The organism is Streptomyces sp. NPDC037288, from assembly GCF_055603265.1.
The window spans coordinates 169,157-195,666 of record NZ_JBVJVY010000013.1; the positions used below are offsets into that span (position 1 = coordinate 169,157).

The 26,510-nt window shown below is 72.0% G+C and carries 20 protein-coding genes; 13 read left to right on the plus strand and 7 right to left on the minus strand.

The features are described from left to right. Positions 1 to 52: 52 nt before the first annotated feature. Complete coding sequence (locus ACZ7GZ_RS17975) at positions 53 to 988, plus strand: LysR family transcriptional regulator (RefSeq protein ID WP_471025071.1); 936 nt, start codon at positions 53 to 55, stop codon at positions 986 to 988. 327 nt (positions 989 to 1,315) lie between these two features. Here the strand turns inward: ACZ7GZ_RS17975 and ACZ7GZ_RS17980 are convergent, their stop codons facing one another. From ACZ7GZ_RS17980 to ACZ7GZ_RS17995, 4 genes are all read right to left on the minus strand, one after another. Further along, entirely contained in the window at positions 1,316 to 2,338 is a 1,023-nt protein-coding gene (locus tag ACZ7GZ_RS17980; protein WP_471025073.1) for a DNA-3-methyladenine glycosylase family protein, read from the minus strand. Positions 2,339 to 2,407: 69 nt separating this feature from the next. Further along, entirely contained in the window at positions 2,408 to 3,715 is a 1,308-nt protein-coding gene (locus ACZ7GZ_RS17985; RefSeq protein ID WP_471025075.1) for a coenzyme F420-0:L-glutamate ligase, read from the minus strand. Then, the gene (gene cofD, locus ACZ7GZ_RS17990; protein ID WP_471025076.1) at positions 3,712 to 4,671 is read right to left on the minus strand and encodes a 2-phospho-L-lactate transferase; all 960 of its coding nucleotides are present in this window, start codon (positions 4,669 to 4,671) and stop codon (positions 3,712 to 3,714) included. The genes ACZ7GZ_RS17985 and cofD overlap by 4 nt, the downstream gene beginning before the upstream one ends. Positions 4,672 to 4,704: 33 nt before the next feature. After that, entirely contained in the window at positions 4,705 to 5,199 is a 495-nt protein-coding gene (locus ACZ7GZ_RS17995; protein WP_471025078.1) for a cysteine dioxygenase, read from the minus strand. A 601-nt stretch (positions 5,200 to 5,800) separates the two neighbouring features. Between ACZ7GZ_RS17995 and ACZ7GZ_RS18000 the strand changes: the two genes are divergently transcribed. From ACZ7GZ_RS18000 to ACZ7GZ_RS18010, 3 genes are all read left to right on the plus strand, one after another. Further along, a complete protein-coding gene (locus tag ACZ7GZ_RS18000; protein ID WP_010986447.1) occupies positions 5,801 to 6,064 on the plus strand; it encodes a WhiB family transcriptional regulator in 264 nt (87 codons plus the stop codon). 182 nt (positions 6,065 to 6,246) lie between these two features. Further along, positions 6,247 to 9,918, plus strand: coding sequence for a glycosyltransferase family 2 protein (locus ACZ7GZ_RS18005; protein WP_471025080.1), 3,672 nt, complete (start codon positions 6,247 to 6,249; stop codon positions 9,916 to 9,918). Next, a complete protein-coding gene (locus ACZ7GZ_RS18010; protein ID WP_471025081.1) occupies positions 9,915 to 11,441 on the plus strand; it encodes a DUF5719 family protein in 1,527 nt (508 codons plus the stop codon). Before ACZ7GZ_RS18005 ends, ACZ7GZ_RS18010 begins: the two co-directional genes overlap by 4 nt. A gap of 469 nt (positions 11,442 to 11,910) precedes the next feature. On the opposite strand, the gene ACZ7GZ_RS18015 is transcribed toward ACZ7GZ_RS18010, so the two are convergent. Then, positions 11,911 to 12,294, minus strand: coding sequence for a metallopeptidase family protein (locus ACZ7GZ_RS18015; RefSeq protein ID WP_351247885.1), 384 nt, complete (start codon positions 12,292 to 12,294; stop codon positions 11,911 to 11,913). Positions 12,295 to 12,767: 473 nt separating this feature from the next. Here ACZ7GZ_RS18015 and ACZ7GZ_RS18020 point away from each other — a divergent pair, with 473 nt between their 5' ends. The 6 genes from ACZ7GZ_RS18020 to ACZ7GZ_RS18045 all read left to right on the plus strand — a co-directional run bounded on the left by ACZ7GZ_RS18020 (position 12,768) and on the right by ACZ7GZ_RS18045 (position 18,609). Then, positions 12,768 to 13,193, plus strand: coding sequence for a DUF3499 domain-containing protein (locus tag ACZ7GZ_RS18020; protein ID WP_471025083.1), 426 nt, complete (start codon positions 12,768 to 12,770; stop codon positions 13,191 to 13,193). A 135-nt stretch (positions 13,194 to 13,328) separates the two neighbouring features. Then, positions 13,329 to 14,693: a phosphomannomutase/phosphoglucomutase gene (locus ACZ7GZ_RS18025; RefSeq protein ID WP_471025084.1), complete on the plus strand. Its 1,365-nt coding sequence runs from the start codon at positions 13,329 to 13,331 to the stop codon at positions 14,691 to 14,693. A 157-nt stretch (positions 14,694 to 14,850) separates the two neighbouring features. Beyond that, positions 14,851 to 15,021, plus strand: a complete 171-nt coding sequence (locus ACZ7GZ_RS18030; RefSeq protein WP_073901335.1) for a Trm112 family protein — start codon at positions 14,851 to 14,853, stop codon at positions 15,019 to 15,021. 51 nt (positions 15,022 to 15,072) lie between these two features. After that, a complete protein-coding gene (locus ACZ7GZ_RS18035) occupies positions 15,073 to 16,200 on the plus strand; it encodes an SIS domain-containing protein (RefSeq protein WP_471025086.1) in 1,128 nt (375 codons plus the stop codon). Positions 16,201 to 16,314: 114 nt separating this feature from the next. Next, a complete protein-coding gene (manA, locus tag ACZ7GZ_RS18040) occupies positions 16,315 to 17,466 on the plus strand; it encodes a mannose-6-phosphate isomerase, class I (RefSeq protein ID WP_471025087.1) in 1,152 nt (383 codons plus the stop codon). A gap of 162 nt (positions 17,467 to 17,628) precedes the next feature. Continuing rightward, positions 17,629 to 18,609, plus strand: coding sequence for a cation diffusion facilitator family transporter (locus tag ACZ7GZ_RS18045; protein WP_471025089.1), 981 nt, complete (start codon positions 17,629 to 17,631; stop codon positions 18,607 to 18,609). A 178-nt stretch (positions 18,610 to 18,787) separates the two neighbouring features. Here the strand turns inward: ACZ7GZ_RS18045 and ACZ7GZ_RS18050 are convergent, their stop codons facing one another. Beyond that, complete coding sequence (locus tag ACZ7GZ_RS18050) at positions 18,788 to 20,926, minus strand: fructose-specific PTS transporter subunit EIIC (protein WP_471025090.1); 2,139 nt, start codon at positions 20,924 to 20,926, stop codon at positions 18,788 to 18,790. A gap of 514 nt (positions 20,927 to 21,440) precedes the next feature. Here ACZ7GZ_RS18050 and ahcY point away from each other — a divergent pair. Together ahcY and ACZ7GZ_RS18060 are read left to right on the plus strand one after the other, a co-directional pair. After that, positions 21,441 to 22,898: an adenosylhomocysteinase gene (gene ahcY / locus ACZ7GZ_RS18055; RefSeq protein ID WP_471025091.1), complete on the plus strand. Its 1,458-nt coding sequence runs from the start codon at positions 21,441 to 21,443 to the stop codon at positions 22,896 to 22,898. Positions 22,899 to 23,071: 173 nt separating this feature from the next. Further along, complete coding sequence (locus ACZ7GZ_RS18060) at positions 23,072 to 23,686, plus strand: hypothetical protein (protein ID WP_471025093.1); 615 nt, start codon at positions 23,072 to 23,074, stop codon at positions 23,684 to 23,686. A 106-nt stretch (positions 23,687 to 23,792) separates the two neighbouring features. On the opposite strand, the gene ACZ7GZ_RS18065 is transcribed toward ACZ7GZ_RS18060, so the two are convergent. Then, entirely contained in the window at positions 23,793 to 24,755 is a 963-nt protein-coding gene (locus ACZ7GZ_RS18065; RefSeq protein ID WP_471025105.1) for an RDD family protein, read from the minus strand. A gap of 143 nt (positions 24,756 to 24,898) precedes the next feature. On the opposite strand from ACZ7GZ_RS18065, the gene ACZ7GZ_RS18070 reads away from it, so the two are divergent. Beyond that, positions 24,899 to 25,906 (plus strand): stage II sporulation protein M, encoded by a 1,008-nt coding sequence (locus ACZ7GZ_RS18070; protein WP_471025094.1) that lies wholly within the window; start codon positions 24,899 to 24,901, stop codon positions 25,904 to 25,906. Positions 25,907 to 26,510 lie beyond the last annotated feature (604 nt).

The window sequence follows — 26,510 nt, forward strand, 5'->3', positions numbered from 1 at the left end:
AACCTCCTTGCCGACCATCCACAACCATCCGTTGTTCACTAGGGTGCTCGGCGTGGAGCCCGAAGCAGTGCGTACCTTCGTCGCCGTCGCGGAAGCGGGCCAGTTCCAGAAAGCCGCCGCGGACCTGTCGATCACCCAGCAGGCCGTCTCCAAGCGCATCGCCGCGCTGGAGCGCGACCTCGGGGTGCGGCTGTTCACCCGCACCCCGCGCGGCGCCGAGCTCACCATCGACGGGCAGGCGTTCCTGCCCCACGCACGCGAGCTGCTGCGCGTCGCCGAGCGCGCGGTCGCGTCCGTGCGCACCGGCCGCCGTCCACTGCGCGTCGACATCATCGCCTCGCGCGTCGCGCCATCGGGCCTGATGCGCGGCTTCCACCACGCGCACCCCGAGATCGACCTCGACGTGGTGATGCTGTTCGACGTCGAGACGGCCGTCGCCGCCATCCGGTCCGGGGCGATCGACGCGTCCTTCCGCGCCGTCGCCGCGCCCGGCCGGCCCCTGCCCGAGGACATCGAGTCCGTCCGGGTGCTCGACGAGCCGCACCAGCTCCTCACCGGCCCCGCCCACGCGCTGGCGGGAGCCCGGTCGGTCACCGTCGCCCAGCTCGCCGGGCACCGGATCTGGATGCCCGGCCTCGTCCCCGGCACCGAGTGGGCCGCCTACTACGACGACCTCGCCGCCGAGTTCGGCCTCACCATCGAGGCGACCGGCCCCAACTTCGGCTCCGACGCGCTCCTCGACACCGTCGCCGACACCCCGGCCCTGGCCACCTTCACGACCGAGCAGACCCGCCTCGTCTGGCCCGCCGGCCACGGCCTGCGCCGCATCCCGGTGACCGACCCGACGCCCGTCTACCCGCACTCGCTCCTGTGGCACCGCGACAACCCCCACCCGGCGCTGGCCACCCTCCGCGCCCACCTCGCCGCCACCGCCGGCGGCCACGCCGCCGCCGGGACCTGGGTGCCGGGCTGGGTGGTGCCGCGCTGAACGCCACCGCGCCGTCGATCACCGTGACCCGATCGAGGGACGGTGACCCGGCCTGCCGGACCAGAAGATGGCACATCGACCACTTGGCCGGCCCTGTCGGGTGCAGGTGGTCAACGGGCAGGTGGTCAGCGCGGAGTGAGGCCAAGTTCTCGGAGTCCGGCACCGTCAGCCGCTTCCCCCGGGCCGCGACCACCGGACCGTCGTGGCCGTGCTCCGCCCCAGCCGAGACAGGTTGTCATCGGTGGGAAGACTTCACGGCGGCCCGGCAGGCCGACGCTCCGTCACCCGCCCACCCGGGGCCGACGACAGCACCCGGCACCCCTCACGTCAAAGCAACCCGATGTCGACCCGGGGCATCTTCGGCGCCCTCCGCCCCGGCACCCGCCCACTCAGCAAGATCAGCCGAACCGCCCGATGCCGCTGCCCGGCATACGGCTCCAGCAAGCGCAGCATCTGCGCATCGTCGGCATCCCGGTCCCCCGCCAACGCCCACCCCACGATCCCCGGCAGATGCAGGTCCCCCACCGTCACCGCATCCGCCGCCCCATGACTGCGCTGCACCACCTCCGCCGACGTCCACGGCCCCACCCCCGGCACGACCTCCAACCGCGTCTGCGCCTCAGCCGCCGGCATCCCCACCGCCTGCTCCAGCCGCGCGGCGACCCGCACGGCCCGCAGGATCGTCGACGCCCGCTTGTCGTCGACCCCGGCCCGGTGCCACTCCCAGGAGGGAATCAGCGCCCAGGTCCGCGGCTCCGGCATCACGGACATCGGCCGTTCCCCGGCCCCCGCCGGCCCCGGCGCCCGCTCCCCGAACCGCCGCACGAGCAGCCGCCACGCCCGGTACGCCTCATCCGTCGTGACCTTCTGCTCCAGCACCGACGGGATGAGGGACTCCAGCACCAGTCCCGTCCGCGTCAGCCGCAGCCCCGGCCGCTGGTGCCGCGCCAGCGCCACCACCCGGTGCCGGGGCACGAACGCCTCCGGCTCATCGGACGCGCCGAGCCACTCGGGCAACCGGTCCAGCAGCCACTCCGCCCCCGGCCCCCACGCCTCGCCGACCACCTCACCGCCGTACGCGCGCACCCGCAGCGTGCCCGGCCCGGCGGGCGTACGGCAGGCCCGCCACACGGATCCGTCCGCGGTGGCCCGGAACGTGGGGTCGGCGGGTCCGCGCCGCAACGGTCCGAGCACCAGACCGAGATCGAGCGGCCCCGTGGGAACCCACCGCCGTACCCGCGCCGGCCCCGTCACCTGCCGCGGTATCCCGGCACCGGCACCCGTGGGCACGCCGACATGGCCGCCGCGCACGGTCGTACGCGTGGGCCGCTGAGCGAAACGTCCTGCCACGAATGGGGTCCTAGGGGAGCCGGTGCCGTCCTATGAGCCTAGGCGCTGCCCGGGCCGTTGCACCGCACCTCACCGCACTTCGAGGAACCCGCTGGCGTCCCGCTCGGGCCGCGGTCTCGGCTCCTCGGCGGGATGCCCGACCGCCACCGCGCCCATCGGGTCCCAGTCCGCGGGCAGCGCGAGCACCTCGCGCACCACGTCCGGGCAGAACATCGTGGAGGACACCCACGCCGAGCCCAGCCGCTCCCCGGCCAGCGCGACCAGCAGGTTCTGCACGCCCGCGCCCATCGCGACGACGAACATCTCCCGCTCGGCGCCGTCCCGCCGCGCGTCCCCGTAGTGGTGCGAGCCGTCCATGACGAGGCACGGCACGACCAGATACGGCGCGTTGCGCAGGAGGTCCCCGCGGCGCACCCGTTTCGCGATGGACTCCTCGCTCTTGCCGTCCCGGCGCAGGTCGGCGATCCACGCGTCGCGCATCGCGTCCAGCAGCCGGGTCCGGGACTCCGCCGACTCCAGCAGCACGAACCGCCACGGCGTGGTGTGGTGCGGGGCCGGTGCCGTGACCGCCGCCGCCACTGCGCGCCGCACCGCGCCGGGGTCCACCGGCTCGTCCGTGAAGGCCCGGACCGTACGCCGCCGGGTCACCGCCTCCCGGACCGCCTCGGACGTGCCGAGCCGGAACATGTCGTCCCGCGCGGTCCGCACCAGCGCCCGGGCGCCCTCGGCGCCCTCGCCGTCCACGACATGCGGCAGTCCGCGCACCACGGCCACCGGCAGGCCCGTCGCCTTGCCCTTGACCAGGTCGCCGGCGGCGGCCAGCTCGTCCGCCGTGGCGACGACGGTCGCGCTGAGGGGATTGCCGTGCCCGTCCGTGCCCCCGCGCAGATCGTCCAGCACGCGCACGCCGGCGGCGCCGATCGCCACGTCCGTGAGCCCCGCGCGCCAGGGACGCCCGAAGGTGTCGGTGACGACGACACCCACGTCGACGCCGAGGGCCTCCCGCAAGCCCGCGCGGATCGCCCGCGCGGACGCGTCCGGGTCCTCGGGCAGCAACAGCACCGTGCCGGCGGGGGTGTTGGAGGCGTCCACCCCGGCGGCGGCCATGACCAGACCCTGCCGGTTCTCCACGATGCGCAGCGCGCCGCGCCGGGCCACGACCCGGACGGTCTCGGCGTCGATGGCCGCCTCCCGGTCGGCCGCCTGTACGACCCGGCCCTCCGCCTTGGAGACGATCTTGGATGTGACGAGCAGTACGTCCCCGTCGGCCAGAGCCGGCTCGGCGGCGGCGATCAGCTTGGCGAGGTCGTCGCCCGGCTGGACCTCGGGGATGCCGGACAGGGCCCGGACCGTGTACTGCGGGCGCTCCTCGCTCACGCTTCCCCCACCTCCTCGGCCAGCGCCAGCGCCTCCCGGGCCATCCGCGCGGCCGCGTCGACGTCGGTCATCATCAGCGGCACGGCGCGGCAGCGGATGCCGTCCGCCTCGACCCGCTCGACCGCGGTCGCGTCCACGGTGTCGACCAGCCAACCGTCCAGCAGGCCGGAGCCGTAGTGCTCGGCGACCGCGGCGGCCGTGGACTCCACGCCGACCGCGGCGAGCACCTTGTCGGCCATGCCGCGCACCGGCGCGTCCCCGACGATGGGGGACAGGCCGATCACGGGCACGCCCGCGTCCGCGATCGCCTCCCGGACACCGGGCACGGCGAGGATCGTGCCGATGGACACGATCGGGTTGGACGGCGGGAAGAGGATCACGTCCGCCTCGGCGATCGCCTCCAGCACACCGGGTGCCGGCTTGGCCTGCTCCGCGCCCACGGGCACGACCGCCTCCGCCGGGACCGACGCGCGCAGCCGCACCCAGTACTCCTGGAAGTGGACGGCCTTGCGCTCACCGTCGACCCGCACGGCCACGTGTGTCTCGACGCGGTCGTCGGTCATCGGGATCAGCTTCACGCCCGGCTGCCAGCGGTCGCACAGCGCCTCGGTGACGGCGCTGAGCGGATAGCCCGCGCCGAGCATCTGCGTACGCACGATGTGCGTGGCGAAGTCCCGGTCACCGAGGCCGAACCACTCGGGTCCGACCCCGTAGGCCGCCAGTTCCTCCTTGAGGTGGAAGGTCTCGTCGGCCCGCCCCCAGCCCTGCTCCTCGTTGATGCCGCCGCCCAGCGTGTACATCACCGTGTCCAGGTCGGGGCAGACCTTCAGCCCGAAGAGGTGGATGTCGTCGCCGGTGTTGCCGATCACCGTGACGTCCGCGTCCGGCACGGCTTGCTTCAGACCGCGCAGGAAACGGGCACCGCCGATGCCGCCTGCCAGAACCACAATGCGCATGCGCCAAGTCTCGCAGGCGGGTACGACAACGCGTCAGGCGGTCACCGGACGAGCCTCGCAGTGCGGGGCCGTGTGCATCGGCATCTGCGTCAGGCCCGGGTAGTAGACGTGCAGGCTGACCGCCGGCTCCAGCGCGTCGTTGACGACCTCGTGGACGTAGCCCGGCGCGAACACCCGCTGCGCCCCCGCCGTCAACGCGCGCGTGTCCCGCTCGGTGCGCTCGGTCAGCGTTCCCTCCAGGACGGTCAGGACGCCGGAGGAGCGGCCGTGATCGTGCAGCCCGCTGCCCTGCCCGGGCACCCAGGACAGCAGCCACACCTCGTAGCCGGGGCCGGTGCGCAGCCGGTGGTACCAGCGGGTGGTCGCGTCGTAGCGGACGAGGTGGGCCCACTGGGCGCGGTCGGCGGCGATCGAGCGGGCGAGGCCCGCGAACTCGGCGACGGTGGCCGGGTGCTCGCGCGGTGGCTGGAGCAGGTGCGGGACTTCGAGGATGTCGCCGGCGATCTGGAGGTCGTTGTCGCTGTTCATGGGTGCGGTGGTTCCTCGGTCAAGGAAGGGCAGAGGGGATGAACACCGAGTCGCGGTGACTCGGCCCACAGCTGGAGCAGGCGTGGCTCAACAGCTGGAACAGCAACAACAGCTACAGCGGCCCTGGGCAGCACCGTGGGACCCGGCGGTGCGGGTCGAGGTGAGTGCCAAGTTCGCGAGCATGCCCACTAGGACACCGGCTCACACCTGGACTGTCAACTCGACGCCCGGTATGTGGGACACGTTTCACCTCATCCGGTTCATCTGTCAGGTGAAAGGTTTGTTCACCCGGACCCGGGGACACATGGGGCACATCCGAGCGCTCAAGCCTCGTGCAACGCGATCGAACACGGGGACGTCCTTCTCCGTACAGAGGGCTGTACGGGGTTCGACCGCCTCCTCGGTCCCTCGCCTGCGTGGCAAGGTTTATGCCGATTTGAACACTTTCCGCATGGCCTTGGTTCCGCAGAGTGAATAACGGGCTCAATAGCAGATCTCGGCTTGACTCGCCCGGAGCAGCACACTTGTAATTTCACTCGTGTCGTTCAGCCGAAACCGGTAACGGCAACACGGGGACGCGAAAGACAGACGAGGGGCGCACATGACCGAACTGGTGCAGCAACTGCTGGTCGACGACGCGGACGAGGAACTCGGCTGGCAGGAGCGCGCGCTGTGCGCCCAGACCGACCCCGAGTCCTTCTTCCCCGAGAAGGGCGGCTCCACCAGAGAGGCGAAGAAGGTCTGCCTCGCCTGCGAGGTTCGCTCCGAATGCCTCGAGTACGCCCTCGCCAACGACGAGCGGTTCGGCATCTGGGGCGGCCTGTCCGAGCGGGAGCGCCGCCGGCTGAAGAAGGCCGCCATCTGACCGGACATCGGCCCCCAAAACGTCACGAACGGCCCGTCGCCGGTGGGTTATCCACAGGCGACGGGCCGTCGTCTTGGCCAGCCGCTAGTGTGGTCGCTCGTCCGAGACGCCCCGCTGTCCCCTCGGCACCCGAGAGGGCACAGGCGTCCACCGCAGTCCATCGAACCGGGGCCCGTACCTCGATGTCCGTGCACAGCCATACGGCAGCCCAGCAAGACACCGCTGCCACCCCTGAGTTCCCGCGTCACGTGGTGACCGCGGTCCTCGTCGCCCACGACGGTGCCCGCTGGCTGCCCGACGCCCTCGCCGGGCTGCTCGGCCAGGAGCGCCCCGTGCAGTACGCGGTGGCCGCCGACACCGGCAGCGCGGACGACTCCGCCCGGCTGCTCACCGACGCCCTCGGCGACGCGGGCGTCCTGCACCTCGCCCGGCGCACCGGCTTCGGCCAGGCCGTCGAGGAGGCGAGTCGCAACGCCCCGGTCCTCACCCCGGAAGAGCTGCCGTACCTCAAGCGCCCCAGCGGCTGGGACCCGGTCACCCGCTCCTGGCGAGACGACGCCTACGACCTGCCCGAACTGCCGCACGGCGAGCCCATCCAGTGGCTCTGGCTGCTGCACGACGACTGCGCCCCCGAACCCGACGCCCTCGCCCAGCTGCTGCGGGTCGTCGACACGGAACTGGAGCTGGGCCGCGACGACGTGGCGGTCGTCGGCCCCAAACTGCGCGGCTGGTACGACCGCCGGCAGCTGCTGGAGGTCGGCGTCTCCATCGCCAACTCCGGCCGCCGCTGGACCGGCCTGGACCGCCGCGAACAGGACCAGGGCCAGCACGACCACGTCCGCACCGTGCTGTCCGTCTCCACCGCCGGCATGCTCATCCGCCGCGACGTCTTCGAACAGCTCGGCGGCTTCGACCGCCGGCTGCCCCTGATGCGCGACGACATCGACCTGTGCTGGCGCGCGCACGCCGCCGGCCACCGCGTCCTGATCGCCCCCGACGCCGTCGTACGGCACGCCGAGGCCGCCTCCCGCGAGCGCCGTACCGTCGACTGCGTCGGCCGCACCGCCGCCTCCCCGCACAAGGTCGACAAGGCCGGCGCCGTCTACACCCTGCTCGTCAACGCCCGGGGCGCCGCGCTGCCCTGGGTGCTGCTGCGGCTCGTGTTCGGCACCGTGCTGCGGACCATCGCCTATCTGGTCGGCAAGGTGCCCGGCCAGGCCGTCGACGAGATCCGCGGCCTGCTCAGCACCCTGCTGCGCCCCGAGCGGATCATCGCCGCCCGGCGCCGTCGCGGACGCCCGCAGATCGACAAGGCCGAACTGCGCCAGCTCCTGCCACCACCCGGCGCCACCGTCCGCGCCACCGTGGAACAGCTCGCCGCCAACTTCACCAGCGGCTCCGACGAAACCTCCCGGGCGGGCCGGCACGGCGGCGCCGTCGAGTCCGGGCCCGGCGACGAGGCCGACTTCCCGGAGGTCGAGCAGTTCGTCCGGCTCAAGCGGATCGCCCGCAAGCCCGGCCCCGTACTCTTCCTCGCGCTCCTGCTCATCTCCCTGACCGCCTGCCGCGCCCTCCTCAGCGGCGGCGCGCTCGCGGGAGGCGCCCTGCTGCCCGCTCCGGCCGGCGCCGGCGACCTGTGGGCGCGTTTCGCGGACGCCTGGCACCCGGTCGGCGCGGGCGGCACCCCGTCCGCCCCGCCCTACCTCGCCGTCCTCGCGACCTTCGCCGGCATCCTGTTCGGCTCCACGGGACTCGCCGTCACCGTCCTGCTGGTCGCCTCGGTACCGCTCGCCGGATGCACCGCCTACTTCGCCTCCCGGCCGCTCGTCACCTCCCGGCTGCTGCGCGCCTGGGCGGCCATCGCCTACGCCTTCCTGCCCGCCACCACCGGCGCCCTGGCCGGCGGCCGCATCGGCACCGCCGTCCTCGCCGTCCTGCTGCCGCTCATCGCGCGCGCCGGCCTCGCCGCGAGCGGCCTCACCAACCGCTCCGGCGCCCGCGGCAGTTGGCGCGCCACCTGGGCCTACGCGCTGCTGCTGACCATCACCACCGCCTTCACGCCGATCGTGTGGCCCATCGCGCTCCTCCTCGGCACAGGCGTGCTCGTCCTGCGCCGCGGCGACCTCGTCGCCCACACCCTGCGCTTCCTCACCCAGCTCGGCACCCCGCTGCTGGTCCTCGCCCCCTGGTCGCTGACCCTGCTCCCGACCGGCTTCTTCAAGGAAGCGGGCCTGGCGTACGGCCCTTCCGCGGCCTCCGCGTCCGACCTGCTCGGCGCCAGCCCCGGCGGCCCGGGGACCGTGCACGGCCTGATGTTCCTCGGTATCGTCCTCGCCGCCCTCGCCGCGCTGCTGCGCTCCGAGCGGCAGCGCGCCATCCGCACCGCCTGGGCGGTCGCCCTGGTGGCCCTCGTCTTCGCCGTCCTGTCCAACAGGTCCGCCTGGGCCGGACCGGCCACCCTCGTCTACGGCGTCGCCCTGGTGGCCGCCGCCGCCCTCGGCGCCGACGGCGCACGCGCGCGCGTGGCCGAGCAGAGCTTCGGCTGGCGCCAGCCCGTCGCCGCCCTCATCGCCTTCGCCTGCGCCGCGGGCCCCCTGCTCGTCGCCGCCGGCTGGATGATCCGCGGCGCCGACGGCCCCGTGGAGCGCCGCGACCCCACCCAGGTGCCCGCGTTCGTCGCCGAGGACTCCGCCACCGGCGACCGGGCCCGCACCCTGATCCTGGACAGCGACTCCACCGCGCGCGTGCGCTACTCCCTGGTCCGCGGTTCCGGTGCCCGCATGGGCGACGCCGAGGTCAGCGCCGCCGACGGCGAGGACAACCGGCTGGACAAGGTCGTCGCCAACCTCGTGGCCGGCTCCGGCGCCGACCAGGCCGACGAACTCGGCGGCTTCGCCGTGCGCTACGTCCTCGTCCACAAGGGCGCGCCCCGCGACATCACCCGCGTCCTGGACACCACCCCCGGCCTGACCCGGCTCAGCCAGCAGCACGGCAGCGCCCTGTACCGCGTCGACCAGGAGGTCTCCCGCGCCACCATCGTCCCCGCCGGCGGCTCGGGCACCGCCCGGTCGGTCACCGCGGGACCGGTGGAGATCCACACGACCGTCCCCGCCGGTTCGGGCAGCCGCGTCCTGCGCCTCGCCGACACCGCCTCCGACGGCTGGACGGCCACCCTGAACGGCAAGCCGCTCACCCGCACCACGGTCGACGGCTGGGCCCAGGGCTTCCAACTGCCCGCCGACAGCGGCAGGCTGGACGTCACCTACACCGACCCGCTCACCCACACCGCCTGGCTGTGGGCCCAGGGCACGCTCGCCGTCGTCCTGGTCGTCCTCGCCCTGCCCGGCCGCCGCCGCGACGTCGACGACGACCTGCCCGAGGAGGAGCCGCTGCCCGCCCAGGCCACCGCAGGCGAGGGCCGCCGCGCCCGCCGCCTGCGCGCCCAGGCCGAGGAACATGCCGCCGAGGAACAGTCCGCCGGCGAGCAGCCGGCCGCACCCCCGCTGCCGCAGGAGCCCCCGGCCGCCGTACCGCACCAGCAGTCCTACGACGAGTGGGACCAGGGCTCCTACGCGAACAACGGATACGCGGATTACGGAACCGACCAGTACCAGACCGGCACCCCGTACCAGCCCTCCGGCTACGACCAGCAGGCGTACCCGGCCGCCGACCCGTATCAGACGGGACAGTACGACCCGTACGCCTACGGCGGTACGGCCGGCCAGATGCCGTACGACCCGACGGCCTACCAGCAGGGCTACGACCCGGCGTACGACCCCGCCCAGCAGGGCTACGACCCGGCCCAGCACCCCCACGGCACCGGCAGCGAGCGCCCCGACGGGAGCCAGCAGTGAACCGCACGACCCTGTCCCTGATCGCCGGCGCCACCGCGCTGGCCGCCGTCACCGCGTTCGCCGCGCTCGACGGCCCGTCCGCGTCCGGGGCCGCCGCCCCCAAGCCGGCCGCGAACCTGCCGGTGCAGCGCACGAGCCTGCTGTGCCCGGCGCCGAGCATCTCGGACATCGCCGACACGGCGTACACGTCGTTCACGCCCGTCACCCGGTCCACGCCGAGCAGCGGCAAGGCCCAACTCCAGGCCGCCGACGAGCAGACCGCGGACGGCACGGACAACTCCCAGACCGGCAAGGGCGCCAAGGCGCCCAAGAACGGGAAGAAGACGGCGGACAAGCCGGTGCTCACCCCCAAGGCACCGGGCACACCGGTCACCGGGGACACCTCCGGCGCCGACACGCCCGCGCTCATCGGTACCGCCGACGGGAAGTTCGCGCCCGGCTGGACCGTCCAGGAGACCACCGAGGTCGCCGCCGGCACCGGCCGCGGCCTCCAGGGCGTCAACTGCACGGCCGCCGACACCGACTTCTGGTTCCCGGGCGCGAGCACGGCCACCGGCCGCACCGACTACGTCCACCTGACCAATCCCGACGACTCCGCAGCGGTCGTCGACATCGAGCTGTACGGCAAGGACGGCGCGATCAAGTCCCCGCTCGGCGAGAACCAGACCATTGCGCCGCACACGAGCAAGCCCATCCTGCTCTCCACGCTCACCGACGAACAGCAGGCCGACCTGACCGTGCACGTCAGCGTGCGCAGCGGCCGGGTCGGCGCGTCCGTGCAGGCCCTGGACGACAAGGCGGGCGGAGACTGGCTGGCCGCGGCCGCCGACCCGGCCGGCAGCCTGGTCCTGCCCGGTATCCCGAAGGACGCCACCGACGTCCGCCTGATCGCCTTCACGCCGGGCGGCGACGACGCCGACCTGAAGGTCCGCCTGGCCTCCCCGGACGGCCTGATCACCCCGGCGGGCAACGAGACCCTGCACGTGAAGTCGGGCATGACGACCACGGCCGGCCTCGGCGCCGTGACCAGAGGCGAGGCGGGCTCGCTCGTCCTGACCCCCACGGACCAGTCGGTCCCGGTGGTGGCGGCCCTCCGGGTGGTCCGGGGCAAGGGCGACAGGCAGGAGACGGCCTTCATCCCGGCCACCGCCCCCGTCGGCACCCGCGCGACGTCGGCCGACAACAGCGCCAAGGGCACGACCCTCGCCCTGACGGCGCCCACCGCCACGGCCACGGTGAAGGTCACCGCCTCGGCGGGCAGCGAGGGCGGCACGGCGACGACGAAGACGTACACGATCAGATCCGGCACGACGCAGAACGTCCCGGCCCCCGCCCCGGCCGGCCTACAGGGCACCTATGCCCTCACCGTCGAAACCGTCTCCGGCGGCCCGGTCTACGCCTCCCGCACCCTCACGGCCACCGAGGCGGGAGTCCCCGGCTTCACCATCCAGACCCTGCCGTACGACCGAGGAATGGTGGCGGTACCGAAGACGGCGGAGGACTTGTCCATCCTCCAGAAGTAGGGCCCGGCCTCCCGGCCCACCCGGCAGCGGGGTCGTGCCCGCGCAGTTGCGGGCAGTCGTGCCGGAGGGCGGGGACTCAGCTGGCGGCGGGGTCGTGCCGCGCAGTTGCGGGCAGTCGTGCCGGAGGGCGGGGACTCAGCTGGCGGCGGGGTCGTGCCGCGCAGTTGCGGGCAGTCGTGCCGGAGGGCGGACACCCACCCGGAGGCGGGGTCGTGCCCGCGCGGTTGCGGGCAGTCGTGCCGCTTGGGGCGGCACGGGTGGGCGCAGCGGCACCCCGCCGGCGCGAGCAAGCGGAGCGTGCCCGTTGGTCTGGCGGCAGTACTGCGCACCCCGGCGGCGGGGGCAAGCGGAGCGTGCCGTTGGTCCGGCTGCAGCACCGCGCACCCCGCCAGCGCGGCCGAGCGCAGCCCACCCCTCCCGGCCCCAGCACAGCGCACGCACGAGCCCCCGAGCCCCAGCCCGGCCGGACCTAGTCCTCTCCGTACCGCGGATCCACAGTCTCCGGAGTCAGCCCCAGCAACTCGGCCACCTGCTCCACGACCACCTCGTGCACCAGCGCGGCCCGCTCATCCCGCCCCTTCGTCCGGATCTCCACCGGCCGTCGATACACCACCACCCGCGCCCGCCGCCCGTCCCGCGCGGGAACGACCCCGCCCAACGGCACGGCCTCATCGCTCCACGCCTGCTCGCCCCGCCCCTCCAGCCGGGGCACCTCCAACACGAGGAAATCGATGTCGGCCAGCTGCGGCCACCGCCGCTCAAGACGGTCCACGGAGTCCTGCACCAGGTCCGCGAACACATCGGCACGGCTGGCCGCGAGCGGCACCTGCGGCGGTGCGATCGGCCCCCGCATGCCCCGTCCGTGACGATCACGGCGACGGGGCCCGGGTCCGGCGGCACGAGGCGGTACACGGTTGTCCATCACTGGGGAAGCGTAGTCCCCGCACACTCCGCCCGCCCGGCCCCACACGGCAACCCGCCCGTCCCCCACGGCAACCCACCCCTCCCTTCCCCCCACGGCAACCGGCCGCTTCCCCCGGACCGACCAGCACCCTCCGCCGATCAGCCCGCCGCCGATCGGCTATTTCCCTCTGATCAGACCCATCCACTCCCATGTCACAGGATGACCATTCCAGCCAACGAATGGCGTGTTTCCTTACCCCTCCAAGACCGCCGGACTCAAGGCAATTGACGGTATTCGTACCGACTCATGACCGTATCGAGTCCCGCCCAAATTTCGCCGAGAACCCGTCCCCGCAGGTCAACAAGGTCCCCCCCGAAGGGGTGTGTGGGAGGTTTCACAGCACGACACAGTGGAGTGACGTGGTGGGGAGTCGTCGCGGCCCGCTCAAGAGTGCGGTACCGTCCAACGTCGTGAGCCCTGTACGTCGCTGTTCGCGCACCGCCTGCGGTCGACCCGCCGTCGCGACGCTGACGTACGTCTACGCCGACTCGACCGCGGTCCTCGGCCCGCTCGCCACCTACGCCGAGCCGCACTGCTACGACCTGTGCGCCGAGCACTCCGAGCGCCTCACCGCCCCCCGCGGCTGGGAGGTCGTACGCCTCCTCGACGGCTCCGCTCCCGCACGGCCCAGCGGAGACGATCTGGAAGCGCTTGCCAACGCCGTGCGCGAGGCGGCCCGCCCCCAGGAGCGCGCAGCCGAGGCGGGCGGCGGCGGAGCCCGTACGGCCGACCCCATGGAGGTCGCCCGCCGTGGCCACCTGCGAGTCCTGCGCTCCCCGGACAGCTGAGCCACCCACACCATCCGCCCGTCCTCGCCGACCCGTCTCGGTCACGACTGGGCGTCCACCTGGTGTCCGCACACCTCCCCCTTACCCCCAACGGGTAGTTTGTGGGCACCCATAGGACTTTCAGGAGGGTTGGCCGTGACTGCTGATCTGTCGCAGATCGTGAAGGCGTACGACGTACGCGGAGTGGTCCCGGACCAGTGGGACGAGTCACTGGCCGGACTGTTCGGCGCTGCCTTCGCGGAGGTGACAGGAGCGGCGGCGATCGTCGTCGGTCACGACATGCGGCCCTCCTCCCCGGGGCTGTCCCGCGCCTTCGCCCGCGGCGCGGCGGACCGCGGTGTGGACGTCACCGAGATCGGGCTGTGCTCCACGGACCAGCTGTACTACGCATCGGGCGCGCTGAACCTGCCCGGCGCGATGTTCACCGCCTCCCACAACCCGGCCCAGTACAACGGCATCAAGCTGTGCCGCGCGGGCGCCGCCCCGGTCGGCCAGGACACCGGCCTCGCGCAGGTCCGCGAACTGGTCGAGCGCTGGCTGGAGTCGGGCGCCCCGGAACCGGTGGCCCAGCCGGGAACCCTGTCCTCCCGGGAGACGTTGGACGAGTACGCGACGCACCTGCGCTCCCTGGTCGACCTGACCTCCATCCGCCCCCTGAAGGTCGTGGTCGACGCCGGCAACGGCATGGGCGGACACACGGTCCCCACGGTCTTCGCCGGCCTGCCCCTGACACTCGTCCCGATGTACTTCGAACTGGACGGCACCTTCCCCAACCACGAGGCCAACCCCCTCGACCCCGCCAACCTCGTGGACCTGCAGAAGCGCGTGCCCACGGAGGGCGCCGACCTGGGCATCGCCTTCGACGGCGACGCCGACCGCTGCTTCGTCGTGGACGAGAACGGCGACCCGGTCTCACCGTCCGCGGTCACCGCGCTGGTCGCCGCCCGCGAACTGGCCCGCAACGGCGGGAAGGGCACGATCATCCACAACCTGATCACGTCCCGCACGGTCCCGGAGGTCGTCAAGGAGCACGGCGGCACCCCGGTCCGCACCCGCGTCGGCCACTCCTTCATCAAGGCCGAGATGGCCCGCACCGGCGCCATCTTCGGCGGTGAGCACTCCGCGCACTACTACTTCAAGGACTTCTGGAACGCCGACACGGGCATGCTGGCCGCCCTGCACGTCCTCGCGGCCCTCGGCGGCCAGGACGGGCCCCTCTCCTCCCTCGTCGCCCAGTACGACCGCTACACCGGCTCCGGCGAGATCAACTCCACGGTCGCCGACCAGTCCGCCCGCCTCGCCGCGATCCGCACCGCGTACGAGGGCCGCGCCGACATCGCCCTCGACGACCTCGACGGCCTCACCGTCGCCGCCCCCGACTGGTGGTTCAACGTCCGCCCCTCCAACACCGAGCCGCTCCTGCGCCTGAACGCGGAGGCGAAGGACGAGGCGACGATGACGAAGATCAGGGACGAGGCCCTGGCGATCATCAGGGGCTGATGCCCGGATCTTCCGGCCGGCGGTTCCGGGTGGCGGGCGGGCGCAAGCCGGTGTCCAGGGGGCGCAGCCCCCTGGACGGCACGTGAGCCCAGCTCAGCCCGTCCACCAGCGGTACGCTGACCACCGGCCACAGAACCAACCCTCGAAGGGACACCCCATGCCGCTCGAAGCCGGCCTCCTGGAGATCCTCGCCTGCCCGGCCTGCCACGCCCCCCTCAAGGAGCAGGACACCGAGCTGATCTGCACGAGCCAGGACTGCGGCCTGGCCTACCCCGTCCGCGACGGCATCCCGGTCCTGCTCGTGGACGAGGCCCGCCGCCCCGAGTGACGACGCCCTTGACGTCGTAGACAACCCGCAGGCGATCGGAGGCTGCCGCCCATGCTGGACGAATCGCTGCTCGACACCCCGGAGGGCCTCGCCGAGGCCGACCGCCGGGGCCTGCTGCGCGGTGCCGCCGAGGCCGGCGCCCGCGTCCGTACCGCCGCCCGGCACGCCGCCGAGGCCGGCGTCGGGGACCTCAAGCCCGACGGCCGCCCCCGCGCCGTCCTCATCGCCGGCCCCGGCGCCGCCGCCACCCACACCGCCGACCTCCTCGGCACCCTGGCGGGCGTCGGCAGCCCCGTGGTCCGCCTGGCCCCGACCGGCGTCGCCCCGGCCGCGGGCGCGCTGCGCTGGGAACTGCCGGGCTGGATCGGCTCCGTCGACCTGCTGCTGATCGCCACCCCGGACGGCACCGAACCCAGCCTCTCCCTCCTCGCCGACCAGGCCTACCGCCGCGGCTGCTCGGTCGTCGCCGTGGCTCCGCCCGGTACCCCGCTCGCGGAGGCGGTCGCCGGCGCCCACGGCCTGTTCGTACCGATGGCGACAGCGCCGTACGACCAGGAGGAACCGCTCGCCGCCTCCTCCTCGGGCGTCTTCTGGGCGCTGCTCACCCCGCTGCTCGCGTTGCTGGACCGCGTCGGCCTGCTCAGCGCCCCGCGGGAGGCCCTGGAGAAGGTCGCCGACCGTCTGGACCACGTCGCCGAGCGCTGTGGCCCCGCCATCGCCACCTACAGCAACCCGGCCAAGACCCTGGCCGCCGAACTCGCCGACGCGCTCCCCGTGGTGTGGACGGAAGGGACCTCGGCGGGCCCCGCCGGGCGTCGTTTCGCCGCCGCCCTCGCCGAACTCGCCGGCCGCCCCGGACTGGTCGCCGAACTCCCCGAGGCGCTCGCCGCGCACAGTGCCCTGCTGGCCGGCCCGCTGGCCGCCAGCGCCGACCCCGACGACTTCTTCCGAGACCGCGTCGAGGAACAGCCCGCGCTGCACGCGCGCGTAGTACTGCTGCGCGACCGCCCGATCGGCGGCTTCACCGCCGCGCCCGCCGCCCGCGACCTGGCCCTCAGCCATGACACGCCGATCAGTGAACTCGAACCGGAGGAGGGCGGCGATCTGGAGGCCCTCGCGGAACTGATCGCCGTCACGGATTTCGCCGCTGTTTACCTGGCGCTCGCTTCGGGGGCCTGATCTTTGCTCCGGGCCGGCCGACCCGCGCCCATCACCAGCACGGCGACCAGCACGGCGACCGGCTCGACCGCAGCCGTCGGCTGAGCCGCGTACGTACGGAGACAGAGAAGACACATGGACCGCCTCGACAACACCGTCCGCCCCTACGCCTGGGGTTCCACCACCGCAATCCCGCACCTCCTCGGCGTCGAGCCGACCGGTGAACCGCAGGCGGAGATGTGGATGGGCGCACACCCGGGAGCCCCCTCGCGCACCGCGCGCGGGACACTCGTCGACGTCATCGACACCGACCCGGAGCGCGAGCTGGGCCCGGAGGCGATGGCGAAGTTCGGCCCCCACCTGCCCTTCCTGTTCAAGATCCTCGCCGCCGGCGCCCCTCTCTCCCTCCAGGTGCACCCCAACCTGGAGCAGGCCAAGGAGGGTTACGCCGACGAGGAGCGCCGCGGCATCCCGGTCGACGCCCCGCACCGCAACTACAAGGACGCCAACCACAAGCCCGAACTGATCTGCGCCCTCACCGAGTTCGACGGCCTGTGCGGCTTCCGCGACCCGGTCCAGACCGCCGACCTGCTCGACGGCCTCGGTGTCGCCTCCCTCAAGCCGTACGTCGACCTGCTGCACGCCCACCCCCAGGACGCCGCCCTGCGCGAGGTCCTCACCGCGATCCTCACCGCCGACCCGCAGGACATGGCCCGGACGGTCACCGAGACCGCCGCCGCCTGCACCCGCATCAGCGGCGCCTACGCCCCCTACGCCGTCCTCGCCCACCACTTCCCGGGCGACCCCGGCGTCATCGCGGGCATGCTGCTCAACCACGTCCGCCTGCAGCCGGGCGAGGCACTGTTCCTCGGCGCCGGCATCCCGCACGCGTACATCAGCGGCCTCGGCGTCGAGATCATGGCCAACTCCGACAACGTCCTGCGCTGCGGCCTGACCCCCAAGCACGTCGACGTCCCCGAACTCCTGCGGGTGGTCCGCTTCGAGGCGGGCGACCCCGGCGTGCTGCGCCCCGAGGCCTCACCGGACGGGGAGGAGGTCTACGAGACGCCGATCGACGAGTTCCGCCTGTCCCGGTACGTCCTCCCCGAGGGCGGCACCGCCCACGACCTCACCCTCACCACCCCGCAGATCCTGCTCTGCACGGCCGGTTCGGTCCGCGCGGGCGAGCACGAACTGCGGCCGGGGCAGTCGGTCTTCGTCCCGGCCGCTGAGAAGGCGGAGATCTCGGGCGCGGGCACGGTCTTCCGCGCCACGGTGATGGCTTGACGGGCTTGTGGATATCCGGCGCTGTGATCGTATGACCGGGGTTGTGGATACCTGACGCGCCGGGGTCCGGCCGGGCTGCAAGAATGACCCACCGGCAAAGGCCGGGCAAAGCCGGAACACGCCACGAGGGCGACGACAAGGTCGAAGGGACAACGCGGACACATGAGCGCGTCAGGCGGTACGAAGGCGATCGTGGCGGCACTCGGCGCCAACCTCGCGATCGCGGTGTCGAAGTTCGTGGCGTTCGCGTTCAGCGGCTCCTCCTCCATGCTCGCCGAGGGCGTCCACTCGCTCGCCGACTCCGGCAACCAGTTCCTGCTGCTCATCGGCGGCAGGAAGGCCCAGCGCGAGGCGACCCCGCAACACCCCTTCGGCTACGGCCGCGAGCGGTTCATCTATGCCTTCCTGGTCTCGATCGTCCTGTTCTCCATCGGCGGCATGTTCGCCATCTACGAGGGCTACGAGAAGATCAGCCACCCGCACGAACTGGCTAACTGGTACTGGCCGGTGGGCGTCCTGGTCTTCGCGGTCATCGCCGAGGGCTTCTCGTTCCGCACGGCCATCAAGGAGTCCAACGAACTGCGCGGCAGGCTGTCCTGGGCGCAGTTCATCCGCCGCGCCAAGGCCCCCGAGCTGCCCGTCGTCCTGCTGGAGGACTTCGGCGCGCTCATCGGCCTGGTCCTCGCCCTGTTCGGCGTCGGCCTGGCCGTACTCACCGGCGACGGCATCTGGGACGGCATCGGCACCGTCTGCATCGGCGTCCTGCTCGTCCTGATCGCCCTGGTCCTGGCCGCCGAGACCAAGTCGCTGCTGCTCGGCGAGGCGGCGGGCCTCGATGTGATCAAGAAGATCGAGGAGGCGACCGTCGACGGCGACACGGTCACCAGCGTCATCCACATGCGCACGCTGCACCTCGGCCCCGAGGAACTGCTGATCGCCGCCAAGATCGCCGTCCAGCACGACGACACGGCCGCCGAGGTCGCGAACGCCATCAACGCCGCCGAGGCCCGCATCCGCGCCGCCGTCCCCATCGCCCGCGTCATCTATCTCGAACCGGACGTCTACAGCGAGGCCGAGGCCGCCAAGGGCCCGGACCCGGAGGCAACCCCGGGCGGCCCGAACCCCCACGCAACCGACCACTGATCCCACCTCTCCGTGCCTCTGCCCGGCCCAGGACCAGAGGTGCGGGCCCGGCCCGGAGCGTACGGGTCCCGGCCCAGGAGGCCAGGGGACCCGCACGCGTTTGCTCACTTCACCGGACGCACCCCTCACCCACCAAGCGGACCGAGCGGACTGAGCGGACTAGGCGGAATCACCGAACTCACCCGACGTCGCCGAGGGCGTCGAGCACCGCCCCCTCGTCCGGAGCAGCGAGCAGCCGCTCCCGGAAGCCGGGATCCATCAGCTTGCGCGAGAGCAGCGCGAGGATCCGCAGATGCTCGTCGCCCGCGGCCACCTCCGGCACGGCGATCATGAAGACCAACCGGGCCTTCGTACCGTCCGGCGAACCCCACTCGACCCCCTCGGCCGACCGGGCGAAACCGACGACCGGCGCGGTCACCGCGTCCGTCTTGGCATGCGGGATCGCGATCTCCTCACCGAGCCCGGTCGTCCCCTGAGCCTCGCGCCGCAACGCGGTCGCCACCAGCTCGTCCACATCGGCGACCCGCCCGCTGCGCGCCAGCAGTTCCGCCATCTCGCGGATCGCGGCGTCCTTCTCCACCGCCCCGAGCGCGCCCTGCACGGTCCGTTCATCGAGATACCCGGACAACACCTCGGCCCGGTCGCCCTCAGCCGCGCCTTCCCGGTCCGCAGGGACGGGCACCGAGCTCTCCGAGCCGCCCACCGGGGCCTCCCCCCGCTGCCCGGGCACAACCACCCCGGATCCCGCACCCACAGAGGACACACCGGCACCCCCCGACGAGGCAGCCGCAGCAGCACCCACACCCGCAGACGCCCCGGCGGACACCCTCCACCCCCGACGCCCCCTCACATCAACCATCGCCACGGTCGCCAACGCAGTGACCGACGCCCCGATCGCCACGGCCACAAAGAACATCGGCACCCCGGTCACCGCGCCCAGCACCGCCACGATCGGCCCCCCATGCGGCACCGCGTCCTTCACTCCGGCCAGCCCCGCCACCGCACCGGCCACCGCGCCACCGAGCATGTTCGCCGGAATCACCTGCGCCGGCCGCGCCGCCGCGAACGGAATCGCACCCTCCGAGATGCCGAAACATCCCATGAACAGCGCCGCCAGCCCCGTCTCCCGCTCCTGATCGGTGTACAACCGCCGACGGATCAACGTGGCCAGCCCCTGCCCCAGCGGCATCACCGGAATCGCCGCGGCACACATGCCCATCACCGTCTGGTTGCCGCTCGCGATGAGCCCCGCACCGAACAGGAACGCCGTCTTGTTGACCGGCCCGCCCATGTCGAACGCGATCATCAGCCCCAGAATCGCGCCGAGCAGAACCGCACTCGTTCCCGTCATCCCGCCGAGCCAGCTCGTCAGGTGCTCGAACACCCACGAGATCGGTTTGCCGATGACATAGACGAAGAACAGCCCGAGCGCCGTCGTGGCCACGATCGGGATCACGATGATCGGCATGATCGGCTGCACGAACCTGGGCACCCGGACCTTCTTGATCCAAGACACCAGGTACCCGGCGAGGAACCCGGTCACGATCGCCCCGATGAACCCCGCGCCCGCCTTGGAGTCGTACAGCGCGCCCGTGTTGGCGATCCAGCCGCCGATCATGCCCGGCACCAGCGCGGGCCGGTCGGCGATGGCGTAGGCGATGTAGCCGGACAGGATCGGGATCATCAGCTGGAAGCCGATCCCGCCGATCGCGTTGACGTGCGCCCAGAACGTGCCGTCCGGGATCACATAGCCCTTGGCCGTCGCATGCCCGCCGAGGGCCAGCGAGACCGCGATCAGCAGACCGCCGACGACGACGAACGGGATCATGTACGACACGCCGTTCATCAGCGCCTTGTACACCGTCCCCCGTTCTCTGCCACCGCCACCGCCACCGCCACCGCCACCGCCACCGGCCGACACGGTGGCCGGACCGCCCGCGCCCCCGCCCGGCGCGTACACGGGCGCCGACCGCACCCGCTCGATCAGCCGGTCGGGATGGTGGATGCCCTCGGCAACCCCGACCGTCAGCACCCGCTTGCCCGCGAAGCGGCTCAGGTCGACGTCCTTGTCCGCGGCGACGATGACGCCGTCCGCGCTTCTGACATCGTTGTCATCCAGGACGTTCTCCACACCGATGGATCCCTGGGTCTCCACTTTCATCTCTATGCCACGGCTCGCCGCGGCCTGTGCGAGCTTCTCCGCCGCCATGTAGGTGTGCGCGATGCCGGTCGGGCAGGCGGTCACCGCCAGCAGCTTCACCTGCCGCCGCTCGTCATCGCGGCCATCCGTGGAGGGAGGGCCGGCCGGACTCGTCACGTCGATCTCCTAACGCCTTCGTCTAACGCCTTCGTCTAACGCCTTCGTCGCAACGAGGCGCCGTTCCGGACGCCCCGCGAGCGGAACCGGACGGCCCCGGTTCCCCTGCATCCTGCACCACCCCACCCGCGGCCCAAAGGTGCGAAAATCCCTGTTCATACCGGTCTGTGGGCTACCGTTCCGCGGTTCCACACCTTTGCCGGCCCGCACCTGCCCCCGCGCCGCACCCCGAAACCGCCTCTCGGAGTGTGCGAACCGACCGGAGGCGGACTGGGGCCGACCGGAGGCGGACTGGGGCCGACCGGGCCGTCCGGTGTAGCTTGGGACGGAGCCAGACGTCGCTGCTGATGGCGGTCGGGCGGCCCAACGCGGGCCGGCCGAGGGAGAGAGGGCCTCCGACGGACTGTGCTGCGCGTACGTGGGCACGCCTGTGTCCTCCTCCGGGCACACCTGTGTCCGCCGCCGCGCAGACCAGCCGTACCCACCTCGACCCAACCCCGAGGAGCAGCTCGCAATGACGACTGTCGACAACCGACAGGACTTCAAGGTCGCCGACCTCTCCCTGGCCGAGTTCGGCCGCAAGGAGATCTCCCTCGCCGAGCACGAGATGCCGGGCCTGATGGCGATCCGCAAGGAGTACGCCGAGGCCCAGCCCCTCGCCGGCGCACGCGTCACCGGCTCCCTGCACATGACCGTGCAGACCGCCGTCCTCATCGAGACCCTGGTCGCCCTCGGCGCCCGGGTCCGCTGGGCGTCCTGCAACATCTTCTCCACCCAGGACCACGCCGCGGCCGCCATCGCCGTCGGCCCGAACGGCACCCCCGACGACCCGCAGGGCGTCCCGGTCTTCGCCTGGAAGGGCGAGACCCTGGAGGAGTACTGGTGGTGCACCGAGCAGGCGCTGACCTGGCCGGACAGCCCCACCGGCGGCCCCAACATGATCCTGGACGACGGCGGCGACGCCACCCTCCTCGTCCACAAGGGCGTCGAGTACGAGAAGGACGGCAAGGTCCCCTCCGTCGACACCGCCGAGTCCGACGAGCACCGCGTCATCCTGGAACTCCTGCACCGCACGATCACGGACGGCTCGCAGAAGTGGACCCAGCTGGCCTCCGAGATCCGTGGCGTGACGGAGGAGACCACCACCGGCGTCCACCGTCTGTACGAGATGCAGCGCGACGGCGTCCTCCTCTTCCCGGCGATCAACGTCAACGACGCCGTCACCAAGTCGAAGTTCGACAACAAGTACGGCTGCCGCCACTCCCTCGTCGACGGCATCAACCGCGCCACCGACGTCCTGATCGGCGGCAAGACCGCGGTCGTGTGCGGCTACGGCGATGTGGGCAAGGGCTGCGCGGAGTCCCTGCGCGGCCAGGGCGCCCGCGTGATCATCACCGAGATCGACCCGATCTGCGCCCTGCAGGCGGCGATGGACGGTTACCAGGTCACGACCCTCGACGAGGTCGTCGACAAGGCCGACATCTTCATCACCACGACCGGCAACAAGGACATCATCATGGCCTCGGACATGGCCAAGATGAAGCACCAGGCGATCGTCGGCAACATCGGCCACTTCGACAACGAGATCGACATGGCCGGCCTCGCCAAGGTCCCCGGCATCGTCAAGGACGAGGTCAAGCCGCAGGTCCACACCTGGACCTTCCCGGACGGCAAGAAGATCATCGTGCTGTCCGAGGGCCGCCTGCTGAACCTGGGCAACGCCACCGGCCACCCGTCGTTCGTGATGTCCAACTCGTTCGCGGACCAGACCCTGGCCCAGATCGAGCTGTTCACCAAGCCCGACGAGTACCCGACCGGCGTCTACGTGCTGCCCAAGCACCTCGACGAGAAGGTCGCCCGCCTCCACCTGGACGCACTCGGCGTCAAGCTCACCAAGCTGCGCCCGGAGCAGGCCGCGTACATCGGCGTGGAGGTCGACGGCCCGTTCAAGTCGGACCACTACCGCTACTGAGCCGGCGACTGCGCAGTCCCGCCCGCCGGGGAGCACACCGGTGCACCGCCGCGCTCCCCGGCAGCAGGCCCTACGAGACAGGCCCCCGCACCCCCGTGCCGGGGGCCTGCCCCTTTGACTGGTCCTGCCCGTGACCGGTCCTGCCCGTCAGCCCATCAAGCCCCAGGACCCCCATGCCCCGCGGCCGCTATTCGCTCCACGATCCGCACGATCACACCCCCCTCGCTGAAGAACACTTCCAGTGCGCCCCCGGGCCGTCCGGCTGGCGCTATGTCTCCCGGGTGACCAGCCCCGCCGGTGATCACCGCGGCTCGGTCGACCTCGCCCTGGACGAGCTCGGCCGCCCCATCCGCCTGGAACTCCACGCGGGAGGATGGCAGGTGCGCGGCGCCGCCCTCGACGGCGTCACCTGGGTTCGCACCGACCCCACCGGAATCCATGCCACCGAAGGCAATGTGCGCGCCCACGCCTTCACCGGCACGTCCCCCGCGTTCCTCGTCGCCACCGCCCGTCTCCTGCGCCTCACCCCCTCGTCCGACGCGACCCGCGTGCGCCTGGTCGCCTTCACCGACCCGGTCCTCGCCCCCCGCACCGTGGATCAGTCCTGGGCCTTGGTGAACAGCGAAGCACACGCCACTGACAACGGCCCCCTGACCGTGGACGAATACCAGGTCACAGCCCTGGACACGGGCGAACGGCACACCGTCCACATCGCCGGCGACGTCGTTCTGGCCGCGCCCGGGATCGAGCTGGAGGACCTCCGGTCACCGCCGTCGACGTTCGACTGAGACGCCGGACCGCCGAGACCTGCGAGACCGCCTGGACCGGGGCGGACGTCTTTCCGGACGATCGTGGAGACGAGACCACAGGAACGGCGGCCGAGCGGGCCTCGCGCTACGCCGGCGGTGCGAAACCGGTCGCCGGACGGTCGGTCTGCGGCTCGTTCCGCGCAGGTTCGGCCGACGGCACGACAGGAGCCTGCGGCTGTCGGGTCCAGTCCTGTGGCTGATCGGACCGACCGGGATTCTGCGGCGACGGGGCCGCCGCGGAAGCGGGCGGCTGGTCCGCGGCCGGTGCGCCGGGCGCGGCCACCGGCGGAGCGAATCCAGCGGCGCCGAACGCCTGCCGGGCCTCACGCGACTGCCGCTCATGCACCACCGCCGCCAGGAATGCGGCCGCCGGCAGATCCTGCGGTACCGACGCGCCCGTCCGCGTCGCGACATCGGCCGCGAGCCGCTGGGCCATACCCAGCGAGACCTGCGGATCGAGCTGCGCCATCCGGGTCAGGTACTGCCGGATCGCAAGCCACAGCCCGTCGGGCACCGCCGACAGGTCCAACTCGGCGAACCGTCCCGCAAGCCACGGAGGCGGCGGCGGAACGAAGGCGGCCCGACCGGCCGGTATCCGCTCCCGTACGACCAGGGTGCCTGCGAACACGTCCCCCAGCCGCCGGCCTCGCGCCGACACCAACGAGGCGATGCAGGCGATCACACCGAACGTCAGAAGGATCTCGACCACACCTATCGCGCCTCGTACCAGCGCGTGCCGGAACCGGATCGGCCCGCCGTCGTCCCGCACCACCCGCAGCCCGAACGCCAGCTTCCCCAGCGAACGCCCGTGACTGAGCGTCTCCACCGCTATCGGCCCGCCGACCAGCACCAGCAGAAACGTCGCGATCGACAGTGCCACCTGCGCGGCCTCGTCCAGAGAAGCGGTCGACAGCACCACCGCGATGCTGACGACGACATACGCGACCATGGCCGCCACGAGGTCGAGCAACACGGCCAGCGCCCTGCTCGGCAGCTTGGCCGGCCGCACTTCGAGCGCCACCGCCTCGCCCGTCACCAGCTCACTCACGTCCGTCGTCCTTCCCTGGTCTGCCCCCGGAAGCGCAAGTCTGCCAAGCTGTGGGCGCATCGCGTCGCAGTACGACAAGCTGACCGCGATCGTGAGCATCCGCGACGAGCCGTCGACGACCAGCCGAGGAGCAGGCAGACCCGATGGACCTGGACGTCTTCGTCTCCGTACACCGAGCCGAATGGGACCGCCTGGATGCCCTGCTGCGCCGCCGGCGCCGCCTCAACGGCGCCGAAGCCGACGAACTCGTCGCCCTCTACCAGCGCACCGCCACGCATCTCTCCCTCATCCGGTCCAGCGCCCCGGACCCGCAGCTGACGGGGCACCTCAGCCAACTGGTGGCACGCGCGCGCAGCGCCGTCACCGGCACCCGCCGCGCCTCATGGCGTGACGTCACACGCTTCCTTGGCCACGGCTTTCCCGCCGCGGTCTACCGCGCCCGCCACTGGTGGGTACCCACGGCGCTGGTCTCCACGGCCATCGCGATCCTCCTGGGCTGGTGGATCGGCACCCACCCGGACGTGCAGTCGTCCATCGCGGCGCCCAGCCAGCTGCGCGAGCTGACCCGCCCCGGCGGTGAGTACGAGACGTACTACTCCAGCCATCCCGCGGCGGCCTTCGCCGCCCAGGTGTGGACGAACAACGCCCAGGCAGCCGCGATGTGCCTGGTCCTGGGCGTCTTCCTGGGCCTGCCTGTCCTCTGGATCCTCTTCGAGAACATGCTCAACCTGGGCGTCGGCTTCGGCCTGATGTCCTCAGCCGGCCGCCTCGACACGTTCCTGGGCCTGGTGCTTCCGCACGGCCTGCTCGAACTCACCGCCGTCTTCGTCGCCGCCGGTACGGGACTGCGCCTGGGCTGGACACTCATAGACCCCGGCCCGCGTACCCGGCGCGCCGCTCTCGCGGAAGAAGGACGCGCGGCCGTCGGCATGGCGATCGGCCTCGCCGTGGTCCTCTTCGTCTCGGGCGCCATCGAAGGCTTCGTCACCCCGTCCGGCCTGCCCACCTGGGCCCGCATCGGAATCGGCGTCCTGGCCGAGCTGGCGTTCCTGACCTACGTCTACGTCCTGGGCGGCAGGGCGGTACGGGCGGGTGAGACCGGCGACCTCGAAGCGACGGACCGCAGCGCCTCGGTCCCCACCGCGGCTTGATGTGCGTCTCACCCCTGTGAGCTGCTACTCTCCTCTTCGCCCCACAAGACCCGTTGACACGGACGGCGTGGGGAGGTAGATTCAAACAGTTGCCTGGAACTGGACAGGTTCACAGGTCGCCGTTAGACTCTATGAGCTTCCTGAGAAAGTCGAGAACGACATCTCCGAGAAGCACCTCCCGATTAATCGGAAATGAACGGCCGGTCAGACTGGCCAAGATCTTCTGATAAAGTCGGAACCGCCGGAAAGGGAAACGCGAGAGCGGGAACCTGGAAAGCATCGAGGAAATCGGGTCGAGAAAAGATCTGATAGAGTCGGAAACACCGAAGGGAAGCCCGGAGGAAAGCCCGAGAGGGTGAGTACAAAGGAAGCGACCGTTCCTTGAGAACTCAACAGCGTGCCAAAAATCAACGCCAGATATGTTGATACCCCGTCTCCAGCATCTGCTGGGGCGAGGTTCCTTTGAAAAACACAGCGAGGACGCTGTGTGCGAGGGGATCATTCCTCCCCTCGCACCGCTCTCGTGGTGTTGCACCGGATTACCGGTAAACATTCACGGAGAGTTTGATCCTGGCTCAGGACGAACGCTGGCGGCGTGCTTAAC

What these genes read in the sequence shown, in the direction of transcription:
- cofD (WP_471025076.1), bottom strand. Translation starts at nt 4,671, where the DNA reads ATGCGCATTGTGGTTCTGGCAGGCGGCATCGGCGGTGCCCGTTTCCTG.
- ACZ7GZ_RS17995 (WP_471025078.1), bottom strand. Translation starts at nt 5,199, where the DNA reads ATGAACAGCGACAACGACCTCCAGATCGCCGGCGACATCCTCGAAGTC.
- ACZ7GZ_RS18000 (WP_010986447.1), top strand. Translation starts at nt 5,801, where the DNA reads ATGACCGAACTGGTGCAGCAACTGCTGGTCGACGACGCGGACGAGGAA.
- ACZ7GZ_RS18005 (WP_471025080.1), top strand. Translation starts at nt 6,247, where the DNA reads ATGTCCGTGCACAGCCATACGGCAGCCCAGCAAGACACCGCTGCCACC.
- ACZ7GZ_RS18015 (WP_351247885.1), bottom strand. Translation starts at nt 12,294, where the DNA reads ATGCGGGGGCCGATCGCACCGCCGCAGGTGCCGCTCGCGGCCAGCCGT.
- ACZ7GZ_RS18030 (WP_073901335.1), top strand. Translation starts at nt 14,851, where the DNA reads ATGCCGCTCGAAGCCGGCCTCCTGGAGATCCTCGCCTGCCCGGCCTGC.
- ACZ7GZ_RS18035 (WP_471025086.1), top strand. Translation starts at nt 15,073, where the DNA reads ATGCTGGACGAATCGCTGCTCGACACCCCGGAGGGCCTCGCCGAGGCC.
- manA (WP_471025087.1), top strand. Translation starts at nt 16,315, where the DNA reads ATGGACCGCCTCGACAACACCGTCCGCCCCTACGCCTGGGGTTCCACC.
- ACZ7GZ_RS18045 (WP_471025089.1), top strand. Translation starts at nt 17,629, where the DNA reads ATGAGCGCGTCAGGCGGTACGAAGGCGATCGTGGCGGCACTCGGCGCC.
- ahcY (WP_471025091.1), top strand. Translation starts at nt 21,441, where the DNA reads ATGACGACTGTCGACAACCGACAGGACTTCAAGGTCGCCGACCTCTCC.
- ACZ7GZ_RS18060 (WP_471025093.1), top strand. Translation starts at nt 23,072, where the DNA reads ATGCCCCGCGGCCGCTATTCGCTCCACGATCCGCACGATCACACCCCC.
- ACZ7GZ_RS18070 (WP_471025094.1), top strand. Translation starts at nt 24,899, where the DNA reads ATGGACCTGGACGTCTTCGTCTCCGTACACCGAGCCGAATGGGACCGC.